The sequence below is a fragment of the Yinghuangia soli genome, from assembly GCF_021502675.1.
Lineage (GTDB): Bacteria > Actinomycetota > Actinomycetes > Streptomycetales > Streptomycetaceae > Yinghuangia > Yinghuangia soli.
Map to the genome: position 1 here is coordinate 36,809 of NZ_JAKFHA010000041.1, position 21,856 is coordinate 58,664.

General features: G+C 69.1%; 16 protein-coding genes. 1 reads left to right on the plus strand and 15 read right to left on the minus strand.

All coding sequences use genetic code 11. The annotated features are described in order from the left end of the window. Positions 1 to 53: 53 nt before the first annotated feature. On the minus strand, positions 54 to 710 hold the full coding sequence (locus LZ495_RS37845; protein WP_235057717.1) for a class I SAM-dependent methyltransferase: 657 nt from the start codon (positions 708 to 710) through the stop codon (positions 54 to 56). A 66-nt stretch (positions 711 to 776) separates the two neighbouring features. Next, positions 777 to 971, minus strand: a complete 195-nt coding sequence (locus LZ495_RS37850) for a DUF2304 domain-containing protein (protein ID WP_235057718.1) — start codon at positions 969 to 971, stop codon at positions 777 to 779. A gap of 163 nt (positions 972 to 1,134) precedes the next feature. On the opposite strand from LZ495_RS37850, the gene LZ495_RS37855 reads away from it, so the two are divergent. After that, positions 1,135 to 3,270, plus strand: coding sequence for a S9 family peptidase (locus tag LZ495_RS37855; protein WP_235057719.1), 2,136 nt, complete (start codon positions 1,135 to 1,137; stop codon positions 3,268 to 3,270). 54 nt (positions 3,271 to 3,324) lie between these two features. On the opposite strand, the gene LZ495_RS37860 is transcribed toward LZ495_RS37855, so the two are convergent. The 13 genes from LZ495_RS37860 to typA all read right to left on the minus strand — a co-directional run bounded on the left by LZ495_RS37860 (position 3,325) and on the right by typA (position 21,811). Next, a complete protein-coding gene (locus LZ495_RS37860) occupies positions 3,325 to 4,509 on the minus strand; it encodes a methyltransferase domain-containing protein (protein ID WP_235057720.1) in 1,185 nt (394 codons plus the stop codon). A gap of 273 nt (positions 4,510 to 4,782) precedes the next feature. Further along, on the minus strand, positions 4,783 to 6,465 hold the full coding sequence (locus tag LZ495_RS37865) for an ABC transporter substrate-binding protein (protein WP_235057721.1): 1,683 nt from the start codon (positions 6,463 to 6,465) through the stop codon (positions 4,783 to 4,785). Between the two features lie 122 nt (positions 6,466 to 6,587). Continuing rightward, complete coding sequence (locus tag LZ495_RS37870; RefSeq protein WP_235057722.1) at positions 6,588 to 7,616, minus strand: ABC transporter ATP-binding protein; 1,029 nt, start codon at positions 7,614 to 7,616, stop codon at positions 6,588 to 6,590. Further along, entirely contained in the window at positions 7,616 to 8,656 is a 1,041-nt protein-coding gene (locus LZ495_RS37875) for an ABC transporter ATP-binding protein (protein ID WP_235057723.1), read from the minus strand. Before LZ495_RS37875 ends, LZ495_RS37870 begins: the two co-directional genes overlap by 1 nt. 19 nt (positions 8,657 to 8,675) lie before the next feature. Further along, positions 8,676 to 9,686, minus strand: coding sequence for an ABC transporter permease (locus LZ495_RS37880; protein WP_235057724.1), 1,011 nt, complete (start codon positions 9,684 to 9,686; stop codon positions 8,676 to 8,678). After that, a complete protein-coding gene (locus LZ495_RS37885; RefSeq protein WP_235057725.1) occupies positions 9,679 to 10,608 on the minus strand; it encodes an ABC transporter permease in 930 nt (309 codons plus the stop codon). Before LZ495_RS37885 ends, LZ495_RS37880 begins: the two co-directional genes overlap by 8 nt. Before the next feature lie 142 nt (positions 10,609 to 10,750). After that, positions 10,751 to 12,379, minus strand: coding sequence for a peptide ABC transporter substrate-binding protein (locus LZ495_RS37890; RefSeq protein WP_235057726.1), 1,629 nt, complete (start codon positions 12,377 to 12,379; stop codon positions 10,751 to 10,753). 511 nt (positions 12,380 to 12,890) lie between these two features. Further along, on the minus strand, positions 12,891 to 14,015 hold the full coding sequence (locus LZ495_RS37895; RefSeq protein WP_235057727.1) for an ABC transporter ATP-binding protein: 1,125 nt from the start codon (positions 14,013 to 14,015) through the stop codon (positions 12,891 to 12,893). Positions 14,016 to 14,148: 133 nt separating this feature from the next. Beyond that, complete coding sequence (locus LZ495_RS37900) at positions 14,149 to 15,243, minus strand: ABC transporter ATP-binding protein (RefSeq protein WP_235057728.1); 1,095 nt, start codon at positions 15,241 to 15,243, stop codon at positions 14,149 to 14,151. A 55-nt stretch (positions 15,244 to 15,298) separates the two neighbouring features. Beyond that, positions 15,299 to 16,282, minus strand: coding sequence for an ABC transporter permease (locus tag LZ495_RS37905; RefSeq protein WP_235057729.1), 984 nt, complete (start codon positions 16,280 to 16,282; stop codon positions 15,299 to 15,301). A 132-nt stretch (positions 16,283 to 16,414) separates the two neighbouring features. After that, on the minus strand, positions 16,415 to 18,193 hold the full coding sequence (locus LZ495_RS37910; protein ID WP_235057730.1) for an ABC transporter substrate-binding protein: 1,779 nt from the start codon (positions 18,191 to 18,193) through the stop codon (positions 16,415 to 16,417). 134 nt (positions 18,194 to 18,327) lie between these two features. Then, the gene (locus tag LZ495_RS37915; RefSeq protein ID WP_235057731.1) at positions 18,328 to 19,371 is read right to left on the minus strand and encodes an ABC transporter permease; all 1,044 of its coding nucleotides are present in this window, start codon (positions 19,369 to 19,371) and stop codon (positions 18,328 to 18,330) included. 574 nt (positions 19,372 to 19,945) lie between these two features. Next, positions 19,946 to 21,811, minus strand: coding sequence for a translational GTPase TypA (gene typA / locus LZ495_RS37920; protein ID WP_235057732.1), 1,866 nt, complete (start codon positions 21,809 to 21,811; stop codon positions 19,946 to 19,948). Between the last annotated feature and the right edge of the window lie 45 nt (positions 21,812 to 21,856).

The window sequence follows — 21,856 nt, forward strand, 5'->3', positions numbered from 1 at the left end:
CCGACACCCGCCGGAGCGCGGGGTGCGCGCCGGGCCCGGGCCCGGGAGCGCGGTCAGGGCCGGCGGTGCACGAACACGCCGTACTCACCGTCCGGGTCCCACGGCTCGCGGTCCCAGCCGGCGAACGCGCCGACGGGTTCGAGGCCGGCCGCCGCGCAGGCGGCCTCGTAGTCCGCGGCGGGCACCTTCGTCCCGCTCTCGCCGCCGTCCAGCGCGAAGCCCGCGACGACCAGCCCGCCGCCCGGCCGCACGCACGCGGCGAGGGTGGCGACGGCCTGCTTCTCGGTGCCCGGGGTCAGGTAGACCATGACGTTCCCGGCCGCGACCGCCAGGTCGAACGTGCCCGCGCCGCCGACCTCGGCGGGGTCGAGCACGGCCAGGTCGCCGAGCACCCAGTCCAGCTCCGGGGCCGCGGCGCGGGCCTCGCCGAGCATCGACGCGTCGATGTCGGTGCCGACCGTGCGGTGCCCGAGCCGGGCCAGTTCGACCGCGACGCGGCCGGTGCCGCAGCCGGCATCCAGCACGCGCGCGCCGCGCGGCAGCAGAGCGTCGCAGAACCGCGCTTCGCCGTGCAGGTCCCGGCCCTGCGCGGCCAGTTCGCGGAAGCGAGCGGCGTACGCCGGGCCGCGGGTGCCGCCGGTGACCGCCAGCCAACGGTTCGCCGGCGTCTCGGCGGGAGTGCCGTCGGGTGCGTGATCGTTCGAGGCCATGCCGCCACGGTACGGCGCGCCCGCCAGACGACGGCGGGCACCTCGCGAACGCGCGGGCGCCCGGGGTCAGAAATGGATGCCGTTGACGATGCCGGCGAAGCTCGTGCCCGCTTCCTGGATGGACGGGGCCAGCGACGTGCCGGACAAGTAGAAGCCGAGCAGGGCGCACACGATGGCATGCATCGGGCGCAGCCCGGCCTTGCGGAGCAGAAAGACGACCGTGACACCGAGGAGCATCACGACGGAGACCGAGACCGCCATGGCCGCGTACCTCCCAAAGGGGTGCGATGGAAAGAAACCCCGTTAACAACGAATCAATCTCAGACACGATGCGTATTGCAACGCGTACGGTCCGAAATCACCCGTTCAGCGGCAGCCGATCAAGTCCCGGGTAGGCCGTTCCGGTCACCCGTAGGCTGAGCACATGCGTTCGGAGATCACCTTTCCCCGGCAACATGCCCGCACCCAGCGCTTCACGCTTGGGGTCCCCCGCGCCTTCACCATCACCGGAGGCGCCGGCGGCTCGGGCACCACTGTCCTGTTCCTGCGCTCGCGGTCCGGCGACGACCGCACCACATGCCTGTGGGCGTACGAACCCGGCTCCGGCGAGCGGATCGTGGCCGATCCCGCCGTCCTCCTCGGCGGCGCCGAGGAGCACCTGTCCGCCGAGGAGCGGGCCCGCCGCGAGCGCAGCCGCGAGGGTTCGGCCGGCGTCGTCGGGTACGCGGTCGACAAGGCCGGCACCGTCGCCGCCTTCACGCTGTCCGGCCGGCTGTTCGCCGCCGACCTGGCGGCCGGCACGGTCGCCGAACTCGACACCCCGGGGCCGGTCATCGACCCGCGCCCGGCGCCCGACGGCCGGCTGATCGCGTACACCGCCGGCGGCGAACTGCGCGTGATCGGCACCGACGGCACCGGCGACCGCGCACTGGCCACCCCGGAGAACCCGGAAATCACCTGGGGCGTGGCCGAGTTCATCGCCGCCGAGGAGATGCAGCGGTTCCGCGGCTATTGGTGGTCCCCGGACGGCACCGCACTCATCGCGGCGCGCGTGGACAACGCACCGGTGGACCGCTGGTGGATCGCCGACCCGGCGAACCCGGCGTCGGCACCGCAGGAGATCGCCTACCCGGCGGCCGGCACCCCCAACGCCGACGTGACGCTGTTCGCCTTCGCCGCCGCCTCCGGCGACCGCACCGAACTGACCTGGGACCGCAAGGAATTCCCGTACGTCGTCAACGTCTCCTGGAGCGCGTCGGGCGCCCCGCTGCTGGTCGTCCAGACCCGCGACCAGCGCACCGAGCGCGTGCTGACCGCGAACACCGCCACCGGCGAGACCGCCGAACAGCACACCTCGCAGGACCCGGTCTGGCACGACATCATCCCCGGTGCGCCGGCCTGGACCCCGAACGGCACCCTGCTCCGCGTCGAGGACGCCGACGGCGCCCGCCGCGTCTCCGTCGACGGCCGCGCCCTCACCGACGCGCAGCTGCACATCCGCTCGGTCGTCGACATCACCGCCACCGACGTCCTGGTCACCGCCTCCGCCGGAACCGCGGCCGAGGACCCGGAGACCGGCGAGATCCACGTCTACCGCGTGACCGCGGACGGCGCCGAGCGCGTCTCCACCACGCCCGGCGTCCACAACGCGATCCGCTCCGGCGCCACGACGATCCTGGTGTCGTCCTCCCTCGACCGCTTCGGCCCGAAGGTGACGGTCCTTCAGGACGGTGCCGTGGTGGGCGAGATCGCGTCGTACGCGGAGACCCCGGTGCTCACCGCAGAGGTCGAGCTGACCACCGCGGGCCCCAACCGCATCCCCTGCGCCATCCTCCTGCCCAGCGGCTTCGACCCGACCTCGGGCGAGAAGCTGCCGGTCCTCATGGACCCGTACGGCGGCCCGCACGGCCAGCGCGTGGTGGCGGCCCGCAACCCGCACCTCACCTCGCAGTGGTTCGCCGACCAGGGCTTCGCGGTGATCGTCGCGGACGGCCGCGGCACCCCGCACTACTCCCCGGAGTGGGAGAAGGCGATCGTGGACGACTTCGCGGGCGCCACCCTCGACGACCAGATCGAGGCGCTCCAGTCCCTCGCCGTGGACCGCTCGTACCTGGACCTGACCCGGGTCGGCATCCGCGGCTGGTCGTACGGCGGCTACCTCGCCGCCCTGGCGATCCTCCGCCGCCCCGACGTCTTCCACGCGGGCGTCTCGGGCGCCCCGGTCACCGACTGGCACCTGTACGACACCCACTACACCGAGCGCTACCTCGGCCACCCCGCCGAGCAGCCCGAGGTCTACAAGGCCAACTCCCTCTGCCTGGGCGGCGAGTTGGGCGAGGCAGCGGAGCAGGTCAACCCGCTCATGATCATCCACGGCCTCGCCGACGACAACGTCGTCGCGGCGCACACCCTGCGCCTCAGCTCGGCCCTCCTCGCCGCAGGCCGCCCCCACGAGGTCCTGCCCCTGTCGGGCGTCACCCACATGACCCCCCAGGAAGAAGTCGCCGAGAACCTCCTGCTCCTGCAGGTCGACTTCCTCAAGCGCTCCCTGACCGCCTGAGCGACGCGCTGGTCGGGTCCGGCGCCACCAAGTGGTGGCGCCGGGCCTGTCGCACTACCCGTGGTCAGCCGGTGCGGCAAGAAGCGGTTTCCCGGGATGGTCCAGCCACACGTACTGACCGGTCGGACGCACCTCGACGCCGAAGCGGGTCCGCGCCGGGGCACCCGCCTCCAGCCACCACGCCAGTGCGGCCCCGGCTTCGTGGAGTAGGTCCCGCGGACCAAACGCGGCAGCCTCGTACGTCGCAGCACCGGGAACGCAATCGACACACGCCCATGACCGGTCGTCGGCGGCAACGAGCCACACCGTGAACGTTCCGGTCGAAGCATCAGGCGCATCGGGCGTGCCGAGGCTGCGCCGGACTCCGGGCAGCATCAGCCCGGCCGCGAACGCGGCGTCGGGATTGTCGACCAGCAGACGCGGGTCCCAGTCGACCGTCCGCTCACTGTCCGGCTCCTCGTCGCCGACGGCGGCCATCACCCGGGGAGAGAGCCCCTGGCCGCGTTCCCACATGAACGCGGCGTCGCCGATCACGCGTCCGGACGCTGCGGACCCGTCAGCGTCCCCGGTCACGGCAAGGTCGAGCAGGACGCCGTTATAGAGCGTGGTCCCGTACGGGGTGACGATCCGCCCGCCGGGACGCGTCTGCTCCAGCCACGCGGGCGGGATCGAGCGGACCGCGCAGGTGGACAGCAACCGGTCGTACGGCGCGAGCTCGGCGGCGCCCAACGTCCCGTCCCCGACGTACAGGTGCGGGCGGAGTCCGGCGCTCTCCAACGCGGCGCGGGCACCGGCTGCAACGTGCGGATCGAGTTCCACGCTGGCGACCGCGCCATCGCCGAGCCGGGCCGCCAGCAGGGCGGCGGTGATCCCGACGCCGGTCCCGATCTCCAGGACGCGGTGCCCCGGGCGGACTTGAAGGGCCGCCAGCATCCCCGCGACCATGCGCGGCATGCTCGCACTGCTGGTCGGCTGCAACGCCCATGCCGCCTCCGGCCCCTCGGCGACCTGGGTGACGAGATGGATGTCGGTGTACACCGACTCACGCCATCGCCGCGGGTCGTCGCCGCGGTCCAGACGCCGGTAGCCGTCGTGCTCCGGCACCCAGACCCGGGCCGGGATGTACGCCTCGCGGTCCACCGACCGCCACGCGGCCAGCCAGTCGGGCACGAGGTAGCCGTCCCGGATCAACTCGCCGGCGAGGCGTTCGGCGGCGGACATCCCCTCAGGCTCGGTCACTTCGGATCCGGCTGCGGAGGCGGCGGTTGCGGAGGCGGCGGCGGAACCGGACGGCCAGGCTGCTGCCCGTCGCCCTCGATGGGATGGTCGGGTCCGCGGTGTCGTCCAGGCATCACTTGCTCCCCTCCAGGGCAGCCGACCAACTAATCCCAGGGTAGTCGTACGGCAACATAGCGCGACAGTCCAACCGGTTCTGCAGCCACAGGATTTACCGGCCGACAACGCGAGCGGGCCCGGCACCTCGGAGTGAGGTGCCGGGCCCTTCCGTATTCGCTACTTCTTCAGGCCCGTCTGGGTCCAGATCGGGACGCCGAAGGTGTCGAGTTCCACCTTGGCCATCATCGGGCCGTGGGCGGCGACGCGTTCGTAGGACCAGAGCGGGATGCTCGGCATGTCGAGGGCCAGTTGGGCCTGGGCGTCGGTCCAGGCCTGGGCGGCCTTGGCGGGGTCGGGCGCGGCCTTGGCCTTGTCGACGGCCTTGTCGAACAGGCTGCTGGTGTAGGCGCTGTCGTTGGTCTTCGACTCGCTCTGGAACATCTGCGCGAGGAAGTTCTCCGGGCTCGGGTAGTCGCCGACCCAGCCGCCGCGGAACAGGCCCGTCATCTGCTTGGCGTTGATCTTGGTGCGCAGCGCGCCGAACTCGGCCTCGGGGGCCAGGACGCACGAACCGGCGCCGAGCGCCGCGTCGATGCTGTCGCAGATCGCCCGGAACACCGCCGTGCGGCCGCCGTCCGCGGCAAAGGCCAGAGTCACCTTGCCGCCCGGCAGGCCGCCGCCTTCGGTGACCAACTGCTTTGCGCGGGCCGGGTCGTACGCGCACAGCTCGCCGCATGCGTTGCCCTGGCCCGGCACTCCCGGGGCCAGCCAGTCGGTGGCCGGCTGCCCGGCGCCGCCCGGGTAGAAGCGCTCCAGGATCGCCTTGCGGTCGATCGCCAGCGACAGCCCCTGGCGGACCTTCTCCTTGCCGGGCGCCGACCACGCGGCGTCGTACATCGGCAGGTTCAGCATCTCGGTGGACGACCACGGAGCCCGGACGACCGTGCCGCCCGCGACCTTGACCGGCTCCCCCGGGCGCACCGGCACGGCCGAAGCGACGTTCGGCGTGGTGCTCGCACCGGTCGACCGCGTCAGCTGCAGCTTCACGCCCGCGGCGCGCGCCTTGTCGGGACCGGAGTAGGCGTCGTACCGCTTCAGGTGGATGGCGGTGCCGCGCTCCCAGCCGCCCGACGCGGAGTCGAACGCGAACGGCCCGTTGCCGACCGGGGCTTCGGAGAATGCCTTGGGGTCGGCGAAGAAGGACGCAGGCAGCGGGGCGTACGCCGTCAGGCCCAGCTGGGCCGGGAAGGACGACTTGGCCTTGGCGAGCTTCACGCGCAGCGTGGTCTCGTCGGGCGCCTCCACCGAGGCCACGTCGGCGAAGAGGTCGGCGGCCGCGGCCTTGTTCGCCGGGTCCTTCGCCCAGTTCCAGGCGTCCGCATAGGACTTCGCAGTGACCTGCGTACCGTCGTGGAAAGTCCACCCGGGCTTCACGGAGATCGTGTACGCCGTCGCATCCGTCGTGGTGCACGACGCCATCATCAGCGGATACGGCTTGCCGCTCGTGGCGTCGTAGCCGATCAGGCCGCGGAAGAGCATGCCCAGGGCGTAGTTCGAGGGATCCGCCAGGTTGTTGCCCGGGATCAGGTCCTCGGGTTCGGTCGCGGAGGCCGAGAACACCCCGGCGGGGTCCACCGCCGCCGCCCCCGCGTTCGGGTCGGGCGCGCTGCCCTGGGCTGCAGCGTCGAAGCAGTCGTACGCCTTGGCCGGGGCCGGCGCCGCGGAGCCCTGCGTGCCCGCGGAGGCGTTCTCGACCGCGGAGCCCGCACCTCCGCCGCCTCCCGAGCAGCCCGTGGCGGCGATCGCGAGGACCGCGGCCCCGGCTATCCATTGCGGAGCGGACGTAATGCGCACGGGCATGTCTCCAGTTGGTGCGTTCAGTGCAGCTGAGCAGCCGTCAGAATACGGGCAAGACGGGACAAGGCCGCGGGCCGGGCCGCGCATATGCGCGACCCGGCCCGCGATCCGGCTTCGGAAGGACGTCAGTGCGAGTGCACGATGTCCTTCTCCTCCGCGAAGTGGCACGCGCTGGCGTGCACCGCGTGGCCCTGCAGGCCGGTGCGGATCTGCAGCAGCGGCTCCTCCTGCGCGCAGATCTCCTGGGCCTTCCAGCACCGGGTGCGGAACCGGCAGCCGGACGGCGGGTTGGCCGGCGAGGGCACGTCGCCGGTCAGGATGATCCGCTCGCGGTGCTGCCGGGCCGCGGGGTCCGGCACCGGCACCGCGGAAAGCAGCGCCTGGGTGTACGGGTGCGTCGGGTGGTCGTAGATCTCGGTCTCGGTGCCGATCTCCACGATCTTGCCGAGGTACATAACCGCGACCCGGTCCGAGATGTGCCGGACGATCGACAGGTCGTGCGCGATGAACACGTACGACAGGCCGAACTCGCCCTGCAGCTTCTCCATCAGGTTGATGACCTGCGCCTGCACCGACACGTCGAGTGCGGACACCGGCTCGTCGCAGATGATGATCTCCGGGTTGAGCGCCAGGCCGCGGGCGATGCCGATGCGCTGCCGCTGGCCGCCGGAGAACTGGTGCGGGTACCGGTTGATGTGCTCGGGGTTGAGGCCGACCAGCTCCAGGAGCTCCTGGACGCGGTGCTTGGCGCTGCCCTTCGGAGCCGCCTCGGGGTGGATCGCGTACGGCTCGCCGATGATGTCCGCGACCGTCATGCGCGGGTTCAGCGAGGTGTACGGGTCCTGGAACACCATCTGGATGTTCCGGCGCACCGACCGGAGCGCCTTGCCGGACACCTTGGAGATGTCCTCGCCCTTGTAGCGCACCTGGCCTGCGGTCGCCCGCTCCAGGTTCATCAGCAGTTTGGCGACCGTCGACTTGCCGCAGCCGGACTCGCCGACCAGGCCGAGCGTCTCGCCCTGGGTCAGCTCGAAGTTCACGCCGTCGACGGCCTTGACCGCGCCGATCTGCTTCTGGAACAGGATCCCCTGGGTCAGCGGGAAGTGCTTGACCAGGTTCTGCACCTGGAGGATCGGCTCAGCGGCGGTGGTCATCACGAGCCTCCGTTCTTGTCGAGCACCTGCTGCGCGAAGTGGCACGCGCTGTGCCGGGCCGGCGCCACCTCGATCAGCGGCGGGACGTCGGCGCGGCAGATGTCCTGCGCGTACGGGCAGCGCGGGTTGAAGGCGCAGCCGCTCGGGATCCGCATGAGGTTGGGCGGCAGGCCCTTGATCGCGTACAGGTCCTGGCCCTTGAGGTCCAGGCGCGGGATCGAGGCGAGCAGGCCCTCGGTGTACGGGTGCGCCGGGCTGCTGTAGAGCTTGTCCACCGGGGCGTGCTCGACGATGCGGCCCGCGTACATGACCGCGATCTTGTCGGCCACGTCGGCGACCACGCCGAGGTCGTGGGTGATGAGGATCAGGCCCATGTGGCGCTCGCGCTGCAGCTCCGCGAGCAGGTCCATGACCTGCGCCTGGACCGTCACGTCGAGGGCCGTGGTGGGCTCGTCCGCGATGATCAGCTCGGGGTCGAGCGCCATCGCCATGGCGATCATGATGCGCTGCCGCATACCGCCGGAGAACTGGTGCGGGTAGTCGTTGACCCGCTCCTTGGCCGCCGGGATCTTGACCAGGTCCATCAGCTCGATGGCCCGCGCCTTGGCGTCCTTGCGCGACATGCCCTCGTGCACGCGGTACATCTCGGCGAGCTGGAAGCCCACCGAGTAGACCGGGTTCAGCGCGGAGAGCGCGTCCTGGAAGATCATCGCGATCTTCTTGCCGCGGATCTTCCGGCGCTCGTCCTTGTCCATCTTGAGCATGTCCCGGCCGTGGAACCGGATCTCGCCGCCGGTGATGACACCGGGCGGCATGTCGAGGATGCCCATGATGGTCTGCGCGGTCACCGACTTGCCGGAGCCGGACTCGCCGAGCACCGCGAGCGTCTCGCCCGCGGAGACCGAGTACGACACGCCGTTGATGGCCTTGGCCACCCCGTCGCGCGTGCGGAACTCCACATGCAGGTCGTCGACCTCGAGCAGCGGAGCGCCGGGCACGGCGTCCGTCTTCTCGGGCTTGGTCTGCTGGTTCGTCGTCACTGTTGTGTCCCCTCCCCCGTCAGCGGAGCTTCGGGTCGAGCGCGTCGCGGACCGCGTCGCCGAGCAGGATGAAGCTGAGCACCGTCACGGAGAGGAACAGCGACGGGTAGAACAGCTGGGACGGCTGGTCGCGGATCACCGTGGTGGCGGAGCTGATGTCCGCACCCCAGGAGATCTCGGACGCCGGGAGGCCGATGCCGAGGAACGACAGCGTCGCCTCGGTCGCGATGAAGGTGCCGAGCGAGATGGTGGCCACGACGATCACCGGGGCGATCGCGTTGGGCAGCACGTGGCGCAGCAGGATGCGGCGGGTGCCCGCGCCCAGCGCCTTGGCCGCGACCACGTAGTCCGCGGATTTCACGGTGATCACCGAGCCGCGCATGATGCGGGCGATCTGCATCCAGCCGAAGGCGCCGAGTGCGGCGACGACCGTCCAGACCGAGCGCTCCTCGAAGGCGCTCATGAACACCAGTGCGGCGAGCAGCAGCGGGATGCCGAAGAAGACGTCCGTGACGCGGGCCAGCACCGAGTCGATCCAGCCGCCGAAGTAGCCGGAGATCGCCCCCACCACGCCGCCGAGCAGCACGATGATCGCGGTGGTCGCGATGCCGACGATGATCGACGCGCGGGCGCCGTAGATCGTCCGGGAGTAGATGTCGCAGCCCTGCTGGTTGGTGCCGAACCAGTGCGCGCTCGAGGCCTCCATGTTGCTGTCCGCGATGGGGCAGAAACGCGGGTCCTGGTCGGTGAACCAGCCCGGGAAGAACGCCATGGTCAGGAGCAGCAGCAGGATGACGCCGGAGATGTAGAAGCGCGGGCTGCGGCTCAGTTCGCGCCAGGCCTCGGCCCAGGCACCGCGCGGCTTGTCCTGCGGGCCGCTGCCGTCGGGCGCCGCGTAGGCGCCGCTCTTTTCCACCGTGGTGCCCTCGGCATCGGCCAGGAAGATCGAGGGTGTCTCGATCGAACCGAAGTGCGGCTGTTCGTCACTGCTCGTGGGCAGCTGTTCGCGCTGCCGGTCGTGCTCAGGCATACCGGATCCTCGGGTCCAGGACGGCGTACAGCAGGTCGACGATCAGGTTCATCACCAGGTACACGATCACCAGGGCGGCGACCGCGCCGACCACCGTGGCGTTCTCGTGCTTGGTGACGGCCAGGTAGATCAGCCGGCCCACGCCGTCCACGTTGAAGATGCCTTCGGTGACGATCGCGCCGGCCATCAGTGCGCCGAGGTCGGCCCCGAGGAACGTCACCACCGGGATAAGGGAGTTGCGCAGCAGGTGCACGGTCACCACGCGGCGGCGCGGCAGGCCCTTGGCGGTCGCGGTGCGCACGAAGTCGGCGCGCATGTTCTCCGCGATGCTCGTGCGGGTCAGCCGTGCCACGAAGGCGAGCGAGAGGCTGCCCAGCACGATGCCGGGCAGGATCAGGTCTTCCCAGGTGGGGTCGCCCGGGGTCGCGGTGGCCGGGAACAGCTGCCACTTGAGGCCGAGCCAGTACTGCACGACGTAGCCGAGCACGAAGACCGGGATGGAGATCACGATCAGGGTGGTGACCAGCACGACCGAGTCGGCGAACTTGCCGCGGCGCAGGCCCGCGAGCAGGCCGGCGCCGACGCCGACCACGATCTCGATGGCGAAGGCGATGAGCGCCAGCCGGATGGAGATCGGGAAGGCCCGCTTGAGCTCGTCCGCGACCGGGATGCCGCTGAAGCTGGTGCCGAAGTCACCTGTCAGAAGGCCGGTGAGGTAGTACCAGTACTGCACGATCAGCGGATCGTTCAGGTGGTATTCCTCGCGCATCTGTCTCACGAACACCGGGTCGGCGGCTTTGTCCCCGAACATTGCGGAGATCGGGTCGCCACCGAGCTGGTAGACCATGAAGTAGATCAAGAACGTGGTCCCGAGAAACACCGGGATCATCTGGAGCAGCCGTCGGACGACGTAACGCCCCATGCCAGCCTCCTGCGGTCGAGTTCGGCATGTCACCTGCCGCGGCACAGCCGACGCCGTGGATCACGGCGTCGGCTGAGGCGGAATTGCGAAGTCCCGGCGGCCGGCGCGCGCCTCGCGGAGCGCGCCGGCCGTCAGGCCCGGATCACTTGTTGACGGTGACCTCGGTGAACTCCGGGTTGCCGAACACGTCGAACGACACGTTCGAGACCTTGGTCGAGGAGCCGGCCTTGGTCACGTAGTACCAGAGCGGGATCGACGGCAGGTCCTGGGTGAGCTGCTTCTCGGCCTGCTGCCAGAGCTGCAGGGCCGCGGCCTCGTTCGGGGCAGCCTGGGCCTGCTTGGCCAGGTTGTCGAAGTTGGCGTTCGAGTAGCCGGAGTCGTTCGACGCCGCACCGGTGCGGTAGATGTCGTTCAGGAAGTTGTCCGGGAACGGGTAGTCGGCCTTCCAGCCGGTCCGGTACGCGCCCGTCATCTTCTTGTCGGTGATGTCCTTGCGGGCCACCGAGAACTCCGGGTACAGCTTCGGCTCACAGGCCTGGCTGCCCAGCGCGGTGTTGATGCTGTTGCAGACCGCGGTGACCCACTCGCGGTGCGGGCCGTCGGCGTTGGTCGCGATGGTCAGCTTGCCGCCGGGGATGCCGCCGCCCTCGGCGATGAGCGCCTTGGCCTTGGCCGGGTCGTACTTGCAGGTCTCGCCGCAGACGTCCATGTGGCCGGGCACGCCGGGGGCGAGCCAGTCGACGGCCGGCTGCTCCATGCCCTTGTACAGCGCCTTGGTGATCTCCTCGCGGTTGATCGCCATGGACAGGCCCTGGCGGACCTTCGCCGCGCCGGGGGTGCCCCAGCCGGCGTCGTACAGCGGGAAGCCGATCTTCTGGATGGTCAGCTGCGGCTGGACGATGGCGCGGTTGCCGAGGTCCTGCTGGAAGCTGCCGACCGCGGAGACCGGGATCTGGTCGATCACGTCGAGCTTGTTGTCACGCAGCGCGGTGTAGGCGGCGTCGTACGTCGTGTAGAACACCAGGCGCACGCCGTCGGACTTCGCCGCGTCGGTGCCGGTGTACTTGTCGTACTTCTTGACGGTGATCGACTTCTTGCGCTCCCAGCCGCCGTTCTTCTCGTCCAGCTGGAAGGGGCCGTTGCCGACCGGCTTCTCACCGAACTTGGCCGGGTCGGCGTAGAACGCCTGCGGCAGCGGCATGAACGGGGTGTAGCCCATCTGCGCCTGGAAAGCCGAGATCGGCTGCGTCAGCTTGATGGTGAAGGTGGTGTCGTCGACGACCTGCAGACCGGACATGGTCTTGGCCTTCGGCTCGCCCTCGGCCGGGTGCACGTCGTCGTAACCGACGATCGGCTGGAACCAGGTCGAGTTGAGCTGCTTGTTCGTCGAGAGCGCGCCCCAGTTCCAGGCGTCCACGTACGACTTGGCGTTCACCGGCTCGCCGTTGTGGAAGGTCCACCCGGTCTTGAGCTTGACGGTGTAGTTCTGGTTGTCCGTGGTGGTCCAGGACTCCGCCATCGCCGGCACGACCTGGCCGGTCTTCGCGTCGTACGTGTACAGGCCGCGGAACATCATCGAGAGCGGGTAGAAACCACCGGTCTCGTTCGCGTTGGCGGGCTGCAGCAGGTTCTGGGGCTCGGTGCTGCTGGCCGAGTAGTAGCCGGCCGGGAGACCCGAGCCGCCACCGCTGTCGCCGCCACCACATGCCGTGGCCGCAAGCGCGATCATGCTCGCACCGGCGATCCACTTCACGCGCGTCGTTCCGCGCATGGGTTGCCTCCTCAAGATCACTTCAAAGGTGAAGTACGACGGGCAACCCGTGGGTGTCCTCGCCGCGGCTGCCCGTCCAGTCGCGCCGCTGAGCGCATGACCATGTTCCGAGCACAAGCGCATCTACTATCCGTCACCGATTCCCGCCCTCCAAGGTTCTGGAGCATTGCGGTTTGATCACGCAACTCTCCGGATCGTCCCGACCACCAGGTCGGAGCATTCGCGAAGACAGCGGAATCAATCGGACACGGTGTACCGCTGCCCGGAGCATACAGTCCGATGAACGAACATCCACACGCGGCCCTTACCTCGGTCCTTACGACCGGAAACGCTACGCAGAGTGGCTGTACTCGAAAGAGGTACTGACCTGCGGCGACCTGGCACAGCGTCACGTGACGCGCGTAGCGCGGCGGGTGCAAAAGACAAGGGTGCCACCTCCGTACGGAGGTGGCACCCTTTGGGCCTTGCGTCGTGTTGTGTCCCGGTCGGTCCGGGGGTCCTGCGGGTCCGGTCAGATGAGCTCGGGGCTCTGCACCACGTCGACCGCGCCCTTGCCGCCGTCCTTGGCCGCGATCCGCTCGCTGGCCTCCGCGGTCTCCGCCGCGGTGCCCGGGAAGTGGCAGGCCACCCGGTGCCCGGCGATCAGGTCGGGTGCCAGGTCGAGGGTCGGCTCCACCTCGGCGCACAGGTCCTGGGCCTTGGGGCAGCGGGTCCGGAACCGGCAGCCGGACGGCGGCGCGATCGGGCTCGGCGCGTCCCCGACGATGCGCACCCGGGTCCGGTTGGCCGCCACGTCCGGGTCCAGCTCGGGCACCGCGGCGAGCAGCGTGTGGGTATAGGGGTGCCGGGCGCTGGTGTAGATGGAGACCCGGTCGGCCACCTCGACGATCTTGCCGAGGTACATCACCGCGACCCGCTCGGAGAAGTGCCGGACGACCGCGAGGTCGTGCGCGATGAAGACGAAGGCGATGCCCAGGTCGCGCTGCAGCCCCTGGAGCAGGTTGACCACCTGCGCCTGGATCGACACGTCCAGCGCGGAGACCGGCTCGTCGGCCACGATGATCTTGGGTTCCAGGGCCAGCGACCGGGCGATGCCGATGCGCTGCCGCTGGCCGCCGGAGAACTCGTGCGGGAAGCGGTTGTAGTGCTCCGGGTTGAGGCCGACCGTCTCCAGCAGCTCCTGCACCCGCTTCTTGCGGCCGCCGGGCGGGTCGATCTTGTTGATCTCCATCGGGGACGCCACGATCGCGCCGACCGTCTGGCGCGGATTCAGCGACGAGTAGGGGTCCTGGAAGATCATCTGGATCTCGGAGCGGATCGGCGCCAGCTCGCGCCGCGAGGCGTGCGCGATGTCCTTGCCCTGGTACTTGATCGAGCCCGCGGTCGGCTCCAGCAGGCGGGTGATCAGCCGGCCGGTGGTCGACTTCCCGCAGCCCGACTCGCCGACCAGGCCGACGCTCTCGCCGGCGTGCACCGTCAGGTCGATGCCGTCGACGGCCCGGACCGCCCCCACCGTGCGGCGTCCGACGCCTTTGCCGCGTACCGGGAAGTGCTTGACCAGGCCCGTCAGTTCGAGCAGCGGAGAAGCGTCGTCGGGCGGCAGGGCCGGGCCCGGGACCGAGACGGTCTCTGTCATCGTGGCTCCTGGTTCTGTACGGCCGGTTCGGTACGGCCGACGGCAAGCGGCAGGCGGTGGGCGACGGATCGGGCGGCGGCGGTGCGCCGGCCGGGCCGCCCCGCGCGGAGGGAGGGGCGGCCCGGCAGCGGGCTCAGCGCAGCAGCGGCCGCACCTCGGTGGCGAAGATCTCCGCCTTCTCGTCGGCGGTGAGGTGGCAGGCGCTGCCGCGCCCGTCGGCCAGCGTCAGCGTCGGCCGCGAGGTCTTGCAGGCGTCGTCGCCCACCCGGGCCACGTAGTCGCAGCGCGGGTGGAAGGGGCAGCCGGGCGGCGGGCTGAGCAGGCTCGGCGGCGTGCCGCGCACCGGGCGGAGCGGGATGTCGACGTCGCCGCCGAGGTCCGGCACCGAGGACAGCAGGCCCCAGGAGTACGGGTGCCGGGCATCGCGCAGCACCTCGCGCACGGTGCCCTTCTCGACGCAGCGCCCGGCGTACATGACCAGGACGTCGTCCGCGGTCTGCGCGATGACGCCGAGGTCGTGCGTGATGAAGATGATCGCGGTGCCGAACTCGCTCTGCAGGTCGCCGAGCAGGTCGAGGATCTGGGACTGCACGGTGACGTCGAGCGCGGTGGTCGGCTCGTCGGCGATCAGCAGGTCCGGGTTGCAGGCCAGCGCGATCGCGATCATCGCGCGCTGCCGCATGCCGCCGGAGAAGTGGTGCGGGTAATCGTCGACGCGGCGCTCCGGGTTCGGGATGCCGACCCGGCCGAGCATGTCGATCGCGCGCTGCCGGGCCTCCTTGCGGGAGGCGCCCATGTGCCGGCGGTACGTCTCGGCGATCTGCTCGCCGACCGAGTAGAACGGCGAGAGCGCGGCGAGTGCGTCCTGGAAGATCATCGCGATGCGGCGGCCGCGCAGCTTGTTCATCTCGTTCTCGGACGCCTTGGTCAACTCGACGCCGTCGAAGTGGATTTCCCCGCCGATCACGGTCTTCTTCGGGTTGTGCAGACCCAGGATCGCCAGCGAGGACACGGACTTTCCCGATCCGGACTCGCCCACGATGCCCAGGGTGCTGCCGCGTTCCAGGTCGAAGGACAGGCCGTCGACCGCCTTGACGATGCCGTCCAACGTCGTGAAGCGGACGTGCAGATCGCGCACCGAAAGGAAACTGGACCGGGGCTTGTCGCCCGCCGGAGCGGCGTCGGCGGCGGTCGAGTCCGCCTTGGCGAGCGGGTCGCTGGACTTCATCGTGTGCTCCTCGCCGGAATGACGTGTCAGCGTTGCGTTGTCGGTGCGGGGGACCTCAGTACAGCCGTACCCGCGGGTCGATCACGGCATAGGCGACGTCGACCAGGAGGTTCGCGATGATGGTGATGGCGGCGGCCACCAGGACCACGCCCATCATCATCGGCAGGTCGGAGTCCTCGACGGCCAGCACCGCGAGTCTTCCGATCCCGTTGAGGCTGAAGGTGAATTCGGTGATGACGGTGCCGGCCATGAGGATGCCGATGTCGATACCGAGGATCGTGGCGACCGGGCTCAGCGCGCCGCGGAACGCGTGCTTGATGTAGATGTCGCGCTTGGACAGGCCCTTGGCGCGCAGCGTCCGGACGTAGTCGTCGTTGAGGGCGTCGACCATCGCGGATCTGGTGAGACGTGTGTACATCGCCATGTGGATCACCATCAGGCAGATCCACGGCAGGATCAGGCCCGTCGCCCATTTCCCCGGATTGTCGGTGAAGGCGTAGTACTTGGGCAGATCCATGAGCTCGGTCTCGTACACGAAGATCAAGAGCAGCAAGGGCCCGAGGATGAAGATCTGGAACGCGCCGGCCACCACCGCGACGGTGGTGAGCACCTTGTCGGTCCGCGTACCGCGCTTCATGGCGGCGATGACGCCGAGGCCGACGCCGATCAGGATCATCAGGACGATGGCGCCGATGGCCAGCGACAGCGTGGTCGGGAAGCCGTTCTGGATGCGCTCGGTGACCGGCTCGCGGCTGCTGAACGAGTAGCCCAGGCACGGCGCGCTGCAGGAGCGGTCGCCGATGTCGCGGCCCATCACGATGCCGGTCATGTAGACCCAGTACTGCTCGAAGAAGGGCTTGTCCAGGCCGAGATCGTGGCGGACGCCGGCCTTGGCTTCCTCGGTGCAGAACCGGCCGCATGACATCTGGACGACGTCGTCCGGGCCGGATGCGGCGAAGAACAGGTAGAACGTGATCAGGCTGATCACGAGGAGGATGCCGATCATGCCTGCGAATCGGCGTACGAAGAAGCGGAGCATGAGGCCTGACGTCCTCCTCGTGGAAACTGACGGGGCGGGCGGGACGGCCCGGCCGGATGTGCGCCGGGCCGCCCCGCTGTCGAACTGTCCCTACGGTGCTGCTACTTCACCTGCTGCATCCTGCGTCCGGAATTACTTGACGTAGATGTCGTGCAGGTCGATGCCACCGTGGACGTTCAGGGTGACGCCGCCGATCTTCGGACCGAACATGATGCGGTGACGCTGGTAGATGTACGGGATCACGGGGACGTCCTCCATGATCTTCGCGTCCAGCTTCGCGAACTCCTCGCCCTGCTGCGTCGAGTCGGTGATCGCCAGGATGCGGTCGATCTCCGCGCTCACCGCGGGGTTGTTGTAGTGCGAGTAGTTCTCACCGTCGTCGATGATCTTGCGACCGTCGAAGACCGGGGTGTACAGCGTCGCGGCAGTCGGCCAGTCGGTGCCCCAGCCGTTCCAGTACAGGTCGCACGGGCCGTTGATCTTGCCGATGACGTCGTAGTACTCCTTGTCGGAGACACCCTTGTTCTCGACCTTGAACCCGCCTGCCTCGAGGCCTTCCTTGATGGCGAGGGCGCGGACCTGGTCGATGTCCGTGGTGGCGAAGCAGTACACGATCGTCTGGCCGGACTTGCCCGCGGCCTCGAGAATCTGCTTGGCCTTCGCGGGGTCACCGGTGTTCGGGATGCCGGCGAAGATGTTCGGGTTGGCCTTCCACCCGAGCACCGACGGGGATGCCAGCGACGACGAGAACTCACCGGCGGCCGGGCCGCCTTCGGCCTTGCGGGCCTGCTCACGCGGGAACGCGGTCAGCAGCGCGAGGCGCACCTGCTTGTCCGTGATACGCGTGTTGTTGATGGTGAAGTAGTTCGCGTACGGGCCGACGCCGTCGGTCGCACGCGCGTTGAGCTCCTGGTTCTGCGCCAGGGCGTTCGCGGTCGGCGCGTCGACGCGCTGCGTCATCGAGAACGACACCTGGTCGTCGCCCGCGGCCGCGGTGAGGCGCTGGAACTGCTGCGGCGCGGTCACGTTCAGCTGGAACTTGAACTGGTCCACGTACTGGTGGCGGATCGGGTCCGTCGCCGGGTCCCAGTGCTCGTTCTTGGCCAGCGTGAGGGTCTGGTCCTGGGTGTGCTCGGTGATCTTGTACGGACCGGACGACCACGGGTTCTTGTCGTAGTCCTCCTTGGTGTCCTTGTCCTTCGGGACCGGGACGGTGGTGCCCATGGAGGCCGCGAACGGGAAGTCCGGGTGCGGCTTGGCCAGCTTGAAGATGATCGTCTTGTCGTCGACGACCTCGATCTTGTCCGGGCCGAGCTCCTTGCCGCCGTACGGACCCTCGTAGACGTTGAAGTAGTTCGCGTCGCCGGAGATCCACTCCTGGATCCACTTCGGACCCTGGTTGTACTTCTGGTAGAACGACCGCTCGACCGCGTACTTGATGTCGGCCGCCTTGATCGGCGTGCCGTCCTGGTACTTGACGTTGTCCTTGAGCGTGTACTTCCAGGTCTTGCCGCCGTCGGTGCTGGTACCGGTGTCGGTGGCCAGGTCGCCGACCAGGTAGGTCTTGTCGCCGACCTTCTTGAAGAAGGTCAGGCGCCGGCCGAACAGCTCGCCCATCGTGCTCTGGTCGGACACGTACGCACGTGCCGGGTCCAGGTGCGCGAAGTCGCGGCGGTGCAGGACGTTGACGGTGCCGCCGGGCTTGGCGCCGGGGACGGCGGCGGCCGGGCCCTTCGAGTCGGCCGCGGTGCCGATGATGACGTTCTCGGTCTTCACCGGCGGCTTGTTCGCCGTGTTCGTGGGGTTGCTGGGGCCCTTGTCGCCCCCCTCGCTACACGCCGTCGTGATGCCGAGTGCGGCGACCACGAGCAGCGCGGCCGCGCTGCGTCGTCTCCTGGTGGACGGATTCATCTGACCCCCTAGTCAGGGTTTGCCTGATTCCTCATTTGGGTGGTGCGTTCTGGCCGATTGCTTGTCCAGACGTGCGATGGAGCAGGTGGAGCGGTGGTGCGGACGCTCGGTGGGGAGCGGTGGTGCGCGACCGGTCAGCGGTCGGACTTGGGGTCCAGGGCATCGCGCACGGCATCGCCGAGCAGATTGAAGGCCAGGACGAACAGGAGCATCGCGATGGCGGGGAACATGATGTAGCTGGGGTTCGTCGACAGTTGGTCGAAGCCCTTGCGGATCATCCGCCCCCAGTCGGGGGTGGGTTCCTGCACGCCGACGCCGAGGAAGGACAGCGCGGATTCGGTCACGACGTAGGTCGGCACGTCGACGGTGGCCACGATGAGGATCGGCGCCCACAGGTTCGGCAGCAGCTCGCGGAAGACGATGCGGCGCGAGCTGGCCCCGCTGACCTTGGCGGCCTCGACGAACTCGCGCTCGCGCAGCGACAGGACCTGGCCGCGCAGGACGCGGGCGATGCGGCACCAGCCGAAGATGGTCAGCACCACGATGACGCCCATGAACTGGACCACCACCGGCGTCTCGGTGCGCGCCGAGTCGTCCACCATGAGCGCGATCGCGACCGGCGTGAACGCGATGAAGAACAGCTGCGACGGGATGGCCAGCAGCACGTCGATGGCGCGGCTGACGATGAAGTCGGTCTTGCCGCCCAGGTATCCGGCCAGGATGCCCAGCACGGTCCCGATCGCGGTCACCAGCAGCACCACGATCACCGCGATGAGCAGGGACGTGCGGATGCCGTACAGGAGCTGGGTGAACACGTCGCGGCCCAGGGTCGGGTCGACGCCGAACCAGTACTCCCCGTCCATGCCGCCGTTCGGCTTCATGGGGAAGCCGTAGTCGTTGAGGAGGTTCGGGTCCTTGTTGCCGTAGTGCGTGTACGGGTCCTTGCCGTACAGCTTCGCGATCAGCGGTGCGAAGACCGCGATGAGCACGAAGAACAGGACCACGCAGCCGGACACGACGCCGGCCTTGTCGCGACGGAAACGGATCCACGCCAGCTGGCGCGGCGAACGCCCGACGATGGCCTTCTCGGCCGGCGCTTTCTCAAACGCCTCGGGCTCGACTTCGCCCCCCGCCGTGGGGAGTCCTCCCCCGTCGGGTACCACCTGGAATTGCGACATCGCACGGAACCCCCGATGCAAGCCGGGACCGACCAGAAATGATCATGACAATGCCGCCGGGGTCCGAAGTGACGCGCGGAGAATCGGCCCCCGGGTGCAAGCGCAACTATCCGACGGCTGGTGATCTACATCTAGACCCGTGCTGTTTCTTTTCGGTTAAGGCGGCCGTTCCATAACGACCATCCAGGCTTGAAATGCGACAAAACCTCCGCCAACCAAACAGACTTCTGTACCGCTGAACGAACAGTGCGCCCGATCAGCGCCGCCCATGAAGATCATTCAGGCGGGTCCGGCGCGGCGTTCGCGTCCTATGTCCGAAAAGAAGGCGATGTCCCACGGTCCGCACTATGAGCCATCGCTTGGGGGTGATTCGGTCCTTTGAAAACGATCGACGGAAGTATTCGATCAAGCGTGTCGGGCTGTGCCGCTATTGATCGAATTGCTGCGCCGGAGCGGGGCAGCGAAAACGCCGCCGCCCCGCGACCGGAAATCGGTCGCGGGGCGGCGGCGTGAGCTCAGCGCGCGGTGCGCGGTGTGTGCGCGATGCGCGGGGTGCGGCGGTGCCGCGGGAGCGTCAGGAACGCTTGGCGCGGGACGTGGCGCGGGCGCGCTCCTGCTGGTTCAGCACCACCTTGCGGATGCGCACGGTCTCCGGGGTGACCTCGACGCACTCGTCCTCGCGGCAGAACTCGAGGGCCTGCTCCAGCGACAGCTTGCGCGGCGGGATCAGCTTCTCGGTCTCGTCCGCGGTGGACGACCGCATGTTGGTGAGCTTCTTCTCCTTGGTGATGTTGACGTCCATGTCGTCGGAGCGCGAGTTCTCGCCGACGATCATGCCCTCGTACACCTCGATGGTCGGCTCGACGAACAGCGTGCCGCGCTCCTGGAGGTTGGTCATCGCGAACGCCGTCACGACACCCGAACGGTCCGCCACCAGCGAGCCGTTGTTGCGGGTGCGCAGCTCGCCGACCCACGGCTCGTAGCCCTCGTGGATGCTGTGCGCGATGCCGGTGCCGCGCGTCTCGGTGAGGAACTCCGTACGGAAACCGATGAGTCCGCGGGCCGGGACGACGAACTCCATGCGGATCCAGCCGGTTCCGTGGTTCGTCATGGTCTCCATGCGGCCCTTGCGGGTGGCGAGGAGCTGGGTGATCGCGCCGAGGTACTCCTCGGGCGAGTCGATGGTCAGGCGCTCGAACGGCTCGTGCACCTTGCCGTTGATCTCCTTGGTGACCACCTGCGGCTTGCCGACGGTGAGTTCGAAGCCCTCGCGGCGCATCTGCTCGACCAGGATGGCCAGCGCCAGCTCGCCGCGGCCCTGCACCTCCCAGGCGTCCGGGCGCTCGGTCGGGAGCACGCGCATCGACACGTTGCCGACGAGCTCCTTGTCCAGGCGGTCCTTCACCAGGCGCGCGGTGACCTTGTGGCCCTTGCCGCCCTTGCCCACCAGCGGCGAGGTGTTGGTGCCGATGGTCATCGAGATGGCCGGCTCGTCGACGGTGATCAGCGGCAGCGGGCGCGGGTCCTCGGCGTCCGCGATGGTGTCGCCGATCATGATCTCCGGGATACCGGCGATCGCGATGATGTCGCCGGGGCCGGCCTCTTCGGCGGGCTTGCGCTCGAGCGCGTCCGTCATCAGCAGCTCGGTGATGCGGACCTTCTCCATGGTGCCGTCGTGCCGGCACCACGTGGTGGTCTGGCCCTTGCGGATCGTGCCGTTGTGCACGCGGCACAGCGCGATACGGCCGAGGAAGTTCGACGCGTCCAGGTTGGTGACGTGCGCCTGGAGCGGGTGGCCCTCTTCGTAGACCGGCGCCGGGATGGTGTCCAGGATGGTCTGGAAGAACGGCTGCAGGTTGTCGTTGTCCGGCGTGACGCCGTTCTCCGGGCGGTTCAGCGACGCCATGCCGTCCCGCGCGCACGCGTAGACGATCGGGAACTCGATCTGCTCCTCGGTGGCGTCCAGGTCCATGAACAGCTCGTAGGTCTCGTCCACGACCTCGGAGATGCGCGAGTCGGGGCGGTCCACCTTGTTGATGCACAGGATGACCGGCATCTTCGCGGCCAGCGCCTTGCGCAGCACGAAGCGGGTCTGCGGCAGCGGGCCCTCGGAAGCGTCGACCAGCAGCACCACGCCGTCCACCATGGACAGGCCGCGCTCGACCTCGCCGCCGAAGTCGGCGTGGCCCGGGGTGTCGATGATGTTGATGGTGATCGGGTCCCCGCCGTCCTTGGGGTGGTACTTGACGGCGGTGTTCTTCGCGAGGATGGTGATGCCCTTCTCGCGCTCCAGGTCGTTGGAGTCCATGACCCGGTCGTCGACCTGCTGGTGCGCGCTGAACGCACCGGCCTGCTTGAGCATGGCGTCGACGAGAGTGGTCTTGCCGTGGTCGACGTGGGCGACGATGGCGACGTTGCGGATGTCACTGCGCGTGGGCATGCGGGTATGCGCTTCCGTTGGGCTCGGGACGTCGCATCCAGCCGG

Excerpts from the sequence above, each read along its gene's own strand:
- LZ495_RS37885 (WP_235057725.1), bottom strand. The coding sequence starts at position 10,608 with ATGGGGCGTTACGTCGTCCGACGGCTGCTCCAGATGATCCCGGTGTTT.
- LZ495_RS37880 (WP_235057724.1), bottom strand. The coding sequence starts at position 9,686 with ATGCCTGAGCACGACCGGCAGCGCGAACAGCTGCCCACGAGCAGTGAC.
- LZ495_RS37855 (WP_235057719.1), top strand. The coding sequence starts at position 1,135 with ATGCGTTCGGAGATCACCTTTCCCCGGCAACATGCCCGCACCCAGCGC.
- LZ495_RS37905 (WP_235057729.1), bottom strand. The coding sequence starts at position 16,282 with ATGCTCCGCTTCTTCGTACGCCGATTCGCAGGCATGATCGGCATCCTC.
- LZ495_RS37890 (WP_235057726.1), bottom strand. The coding sequence starts at position 12,379 with ATGCGCGGAACGACGCGCGTGAAGTGGATCGCCGGTGCGAGCATGATC.
- typA (WP_235057732.1), bottom strand. The coding sequence starts at position 21,811 with ATGCCCACGCGCAGTGACATCCGCAACGTCGCCATCGTCGCCCACGTC.
- LZ495_RS37900 (WP_235057728.1), bottom strand. The coding sequence starts at position 15,243 with ATGAAGTCCAGCGACCCGCTCGCCAAGGCGGACTCGACCGCCGCCGAC.
- LZ495_RS37895 (WP_235057727.1), bottom strand. The coding sequence starts at position 14,015 with ATGACAGAGACCGTCTCGGTCCCGGGCCCGGCCCTGCCGCCCGACGAC.
- LZ495_RS37850 (WP_235057718.1), bottom strand. The coding sequence starts at position 971 with ATGGCGGTCTCGGTCTCCGTCGTGATGCTCCTCGGTGTCACGGTCGTC.
- LZ495_RS37910 (WP_235057730.1), bottom strand. The coding sequence starts at position 18,193 with ATGAATCCGTCCACCAGGAGACGACGCAGCGCGGCCGCGCTGCTCGTG.
- LZ495_RS37915 (WP_235057731.1), bottom strand. The coding sequence starts at position 19,371 with ATGTCGCAATTCCAGGTGGTACCCGACGGGGGAGGACTCCCCACGGCG.
- LZ495_RS37845 (WP_235057717.1), bottom strand. The coding sequence starts at position 710 with ATGGCCTCGAACGATCACGCACCCGACGGCACTCCCGCCGAGACGCCG.
- LZ495_RS37870 (WP_235057722.1), bottom strand. The coding sequence starts at position 7,616 with ATGACCACCGCCGCTGAGCCGATCCTCCAGGTGCAGAACCTGGTCAAG.
- LZ495_RS37865 (WP_235057721.1), bottom strand. The coding sequence starts at position 6,465 with ATGCCCGTGCGCATTACGTCCGCTCCGCAATGGATAGCCGGGGCCGCG.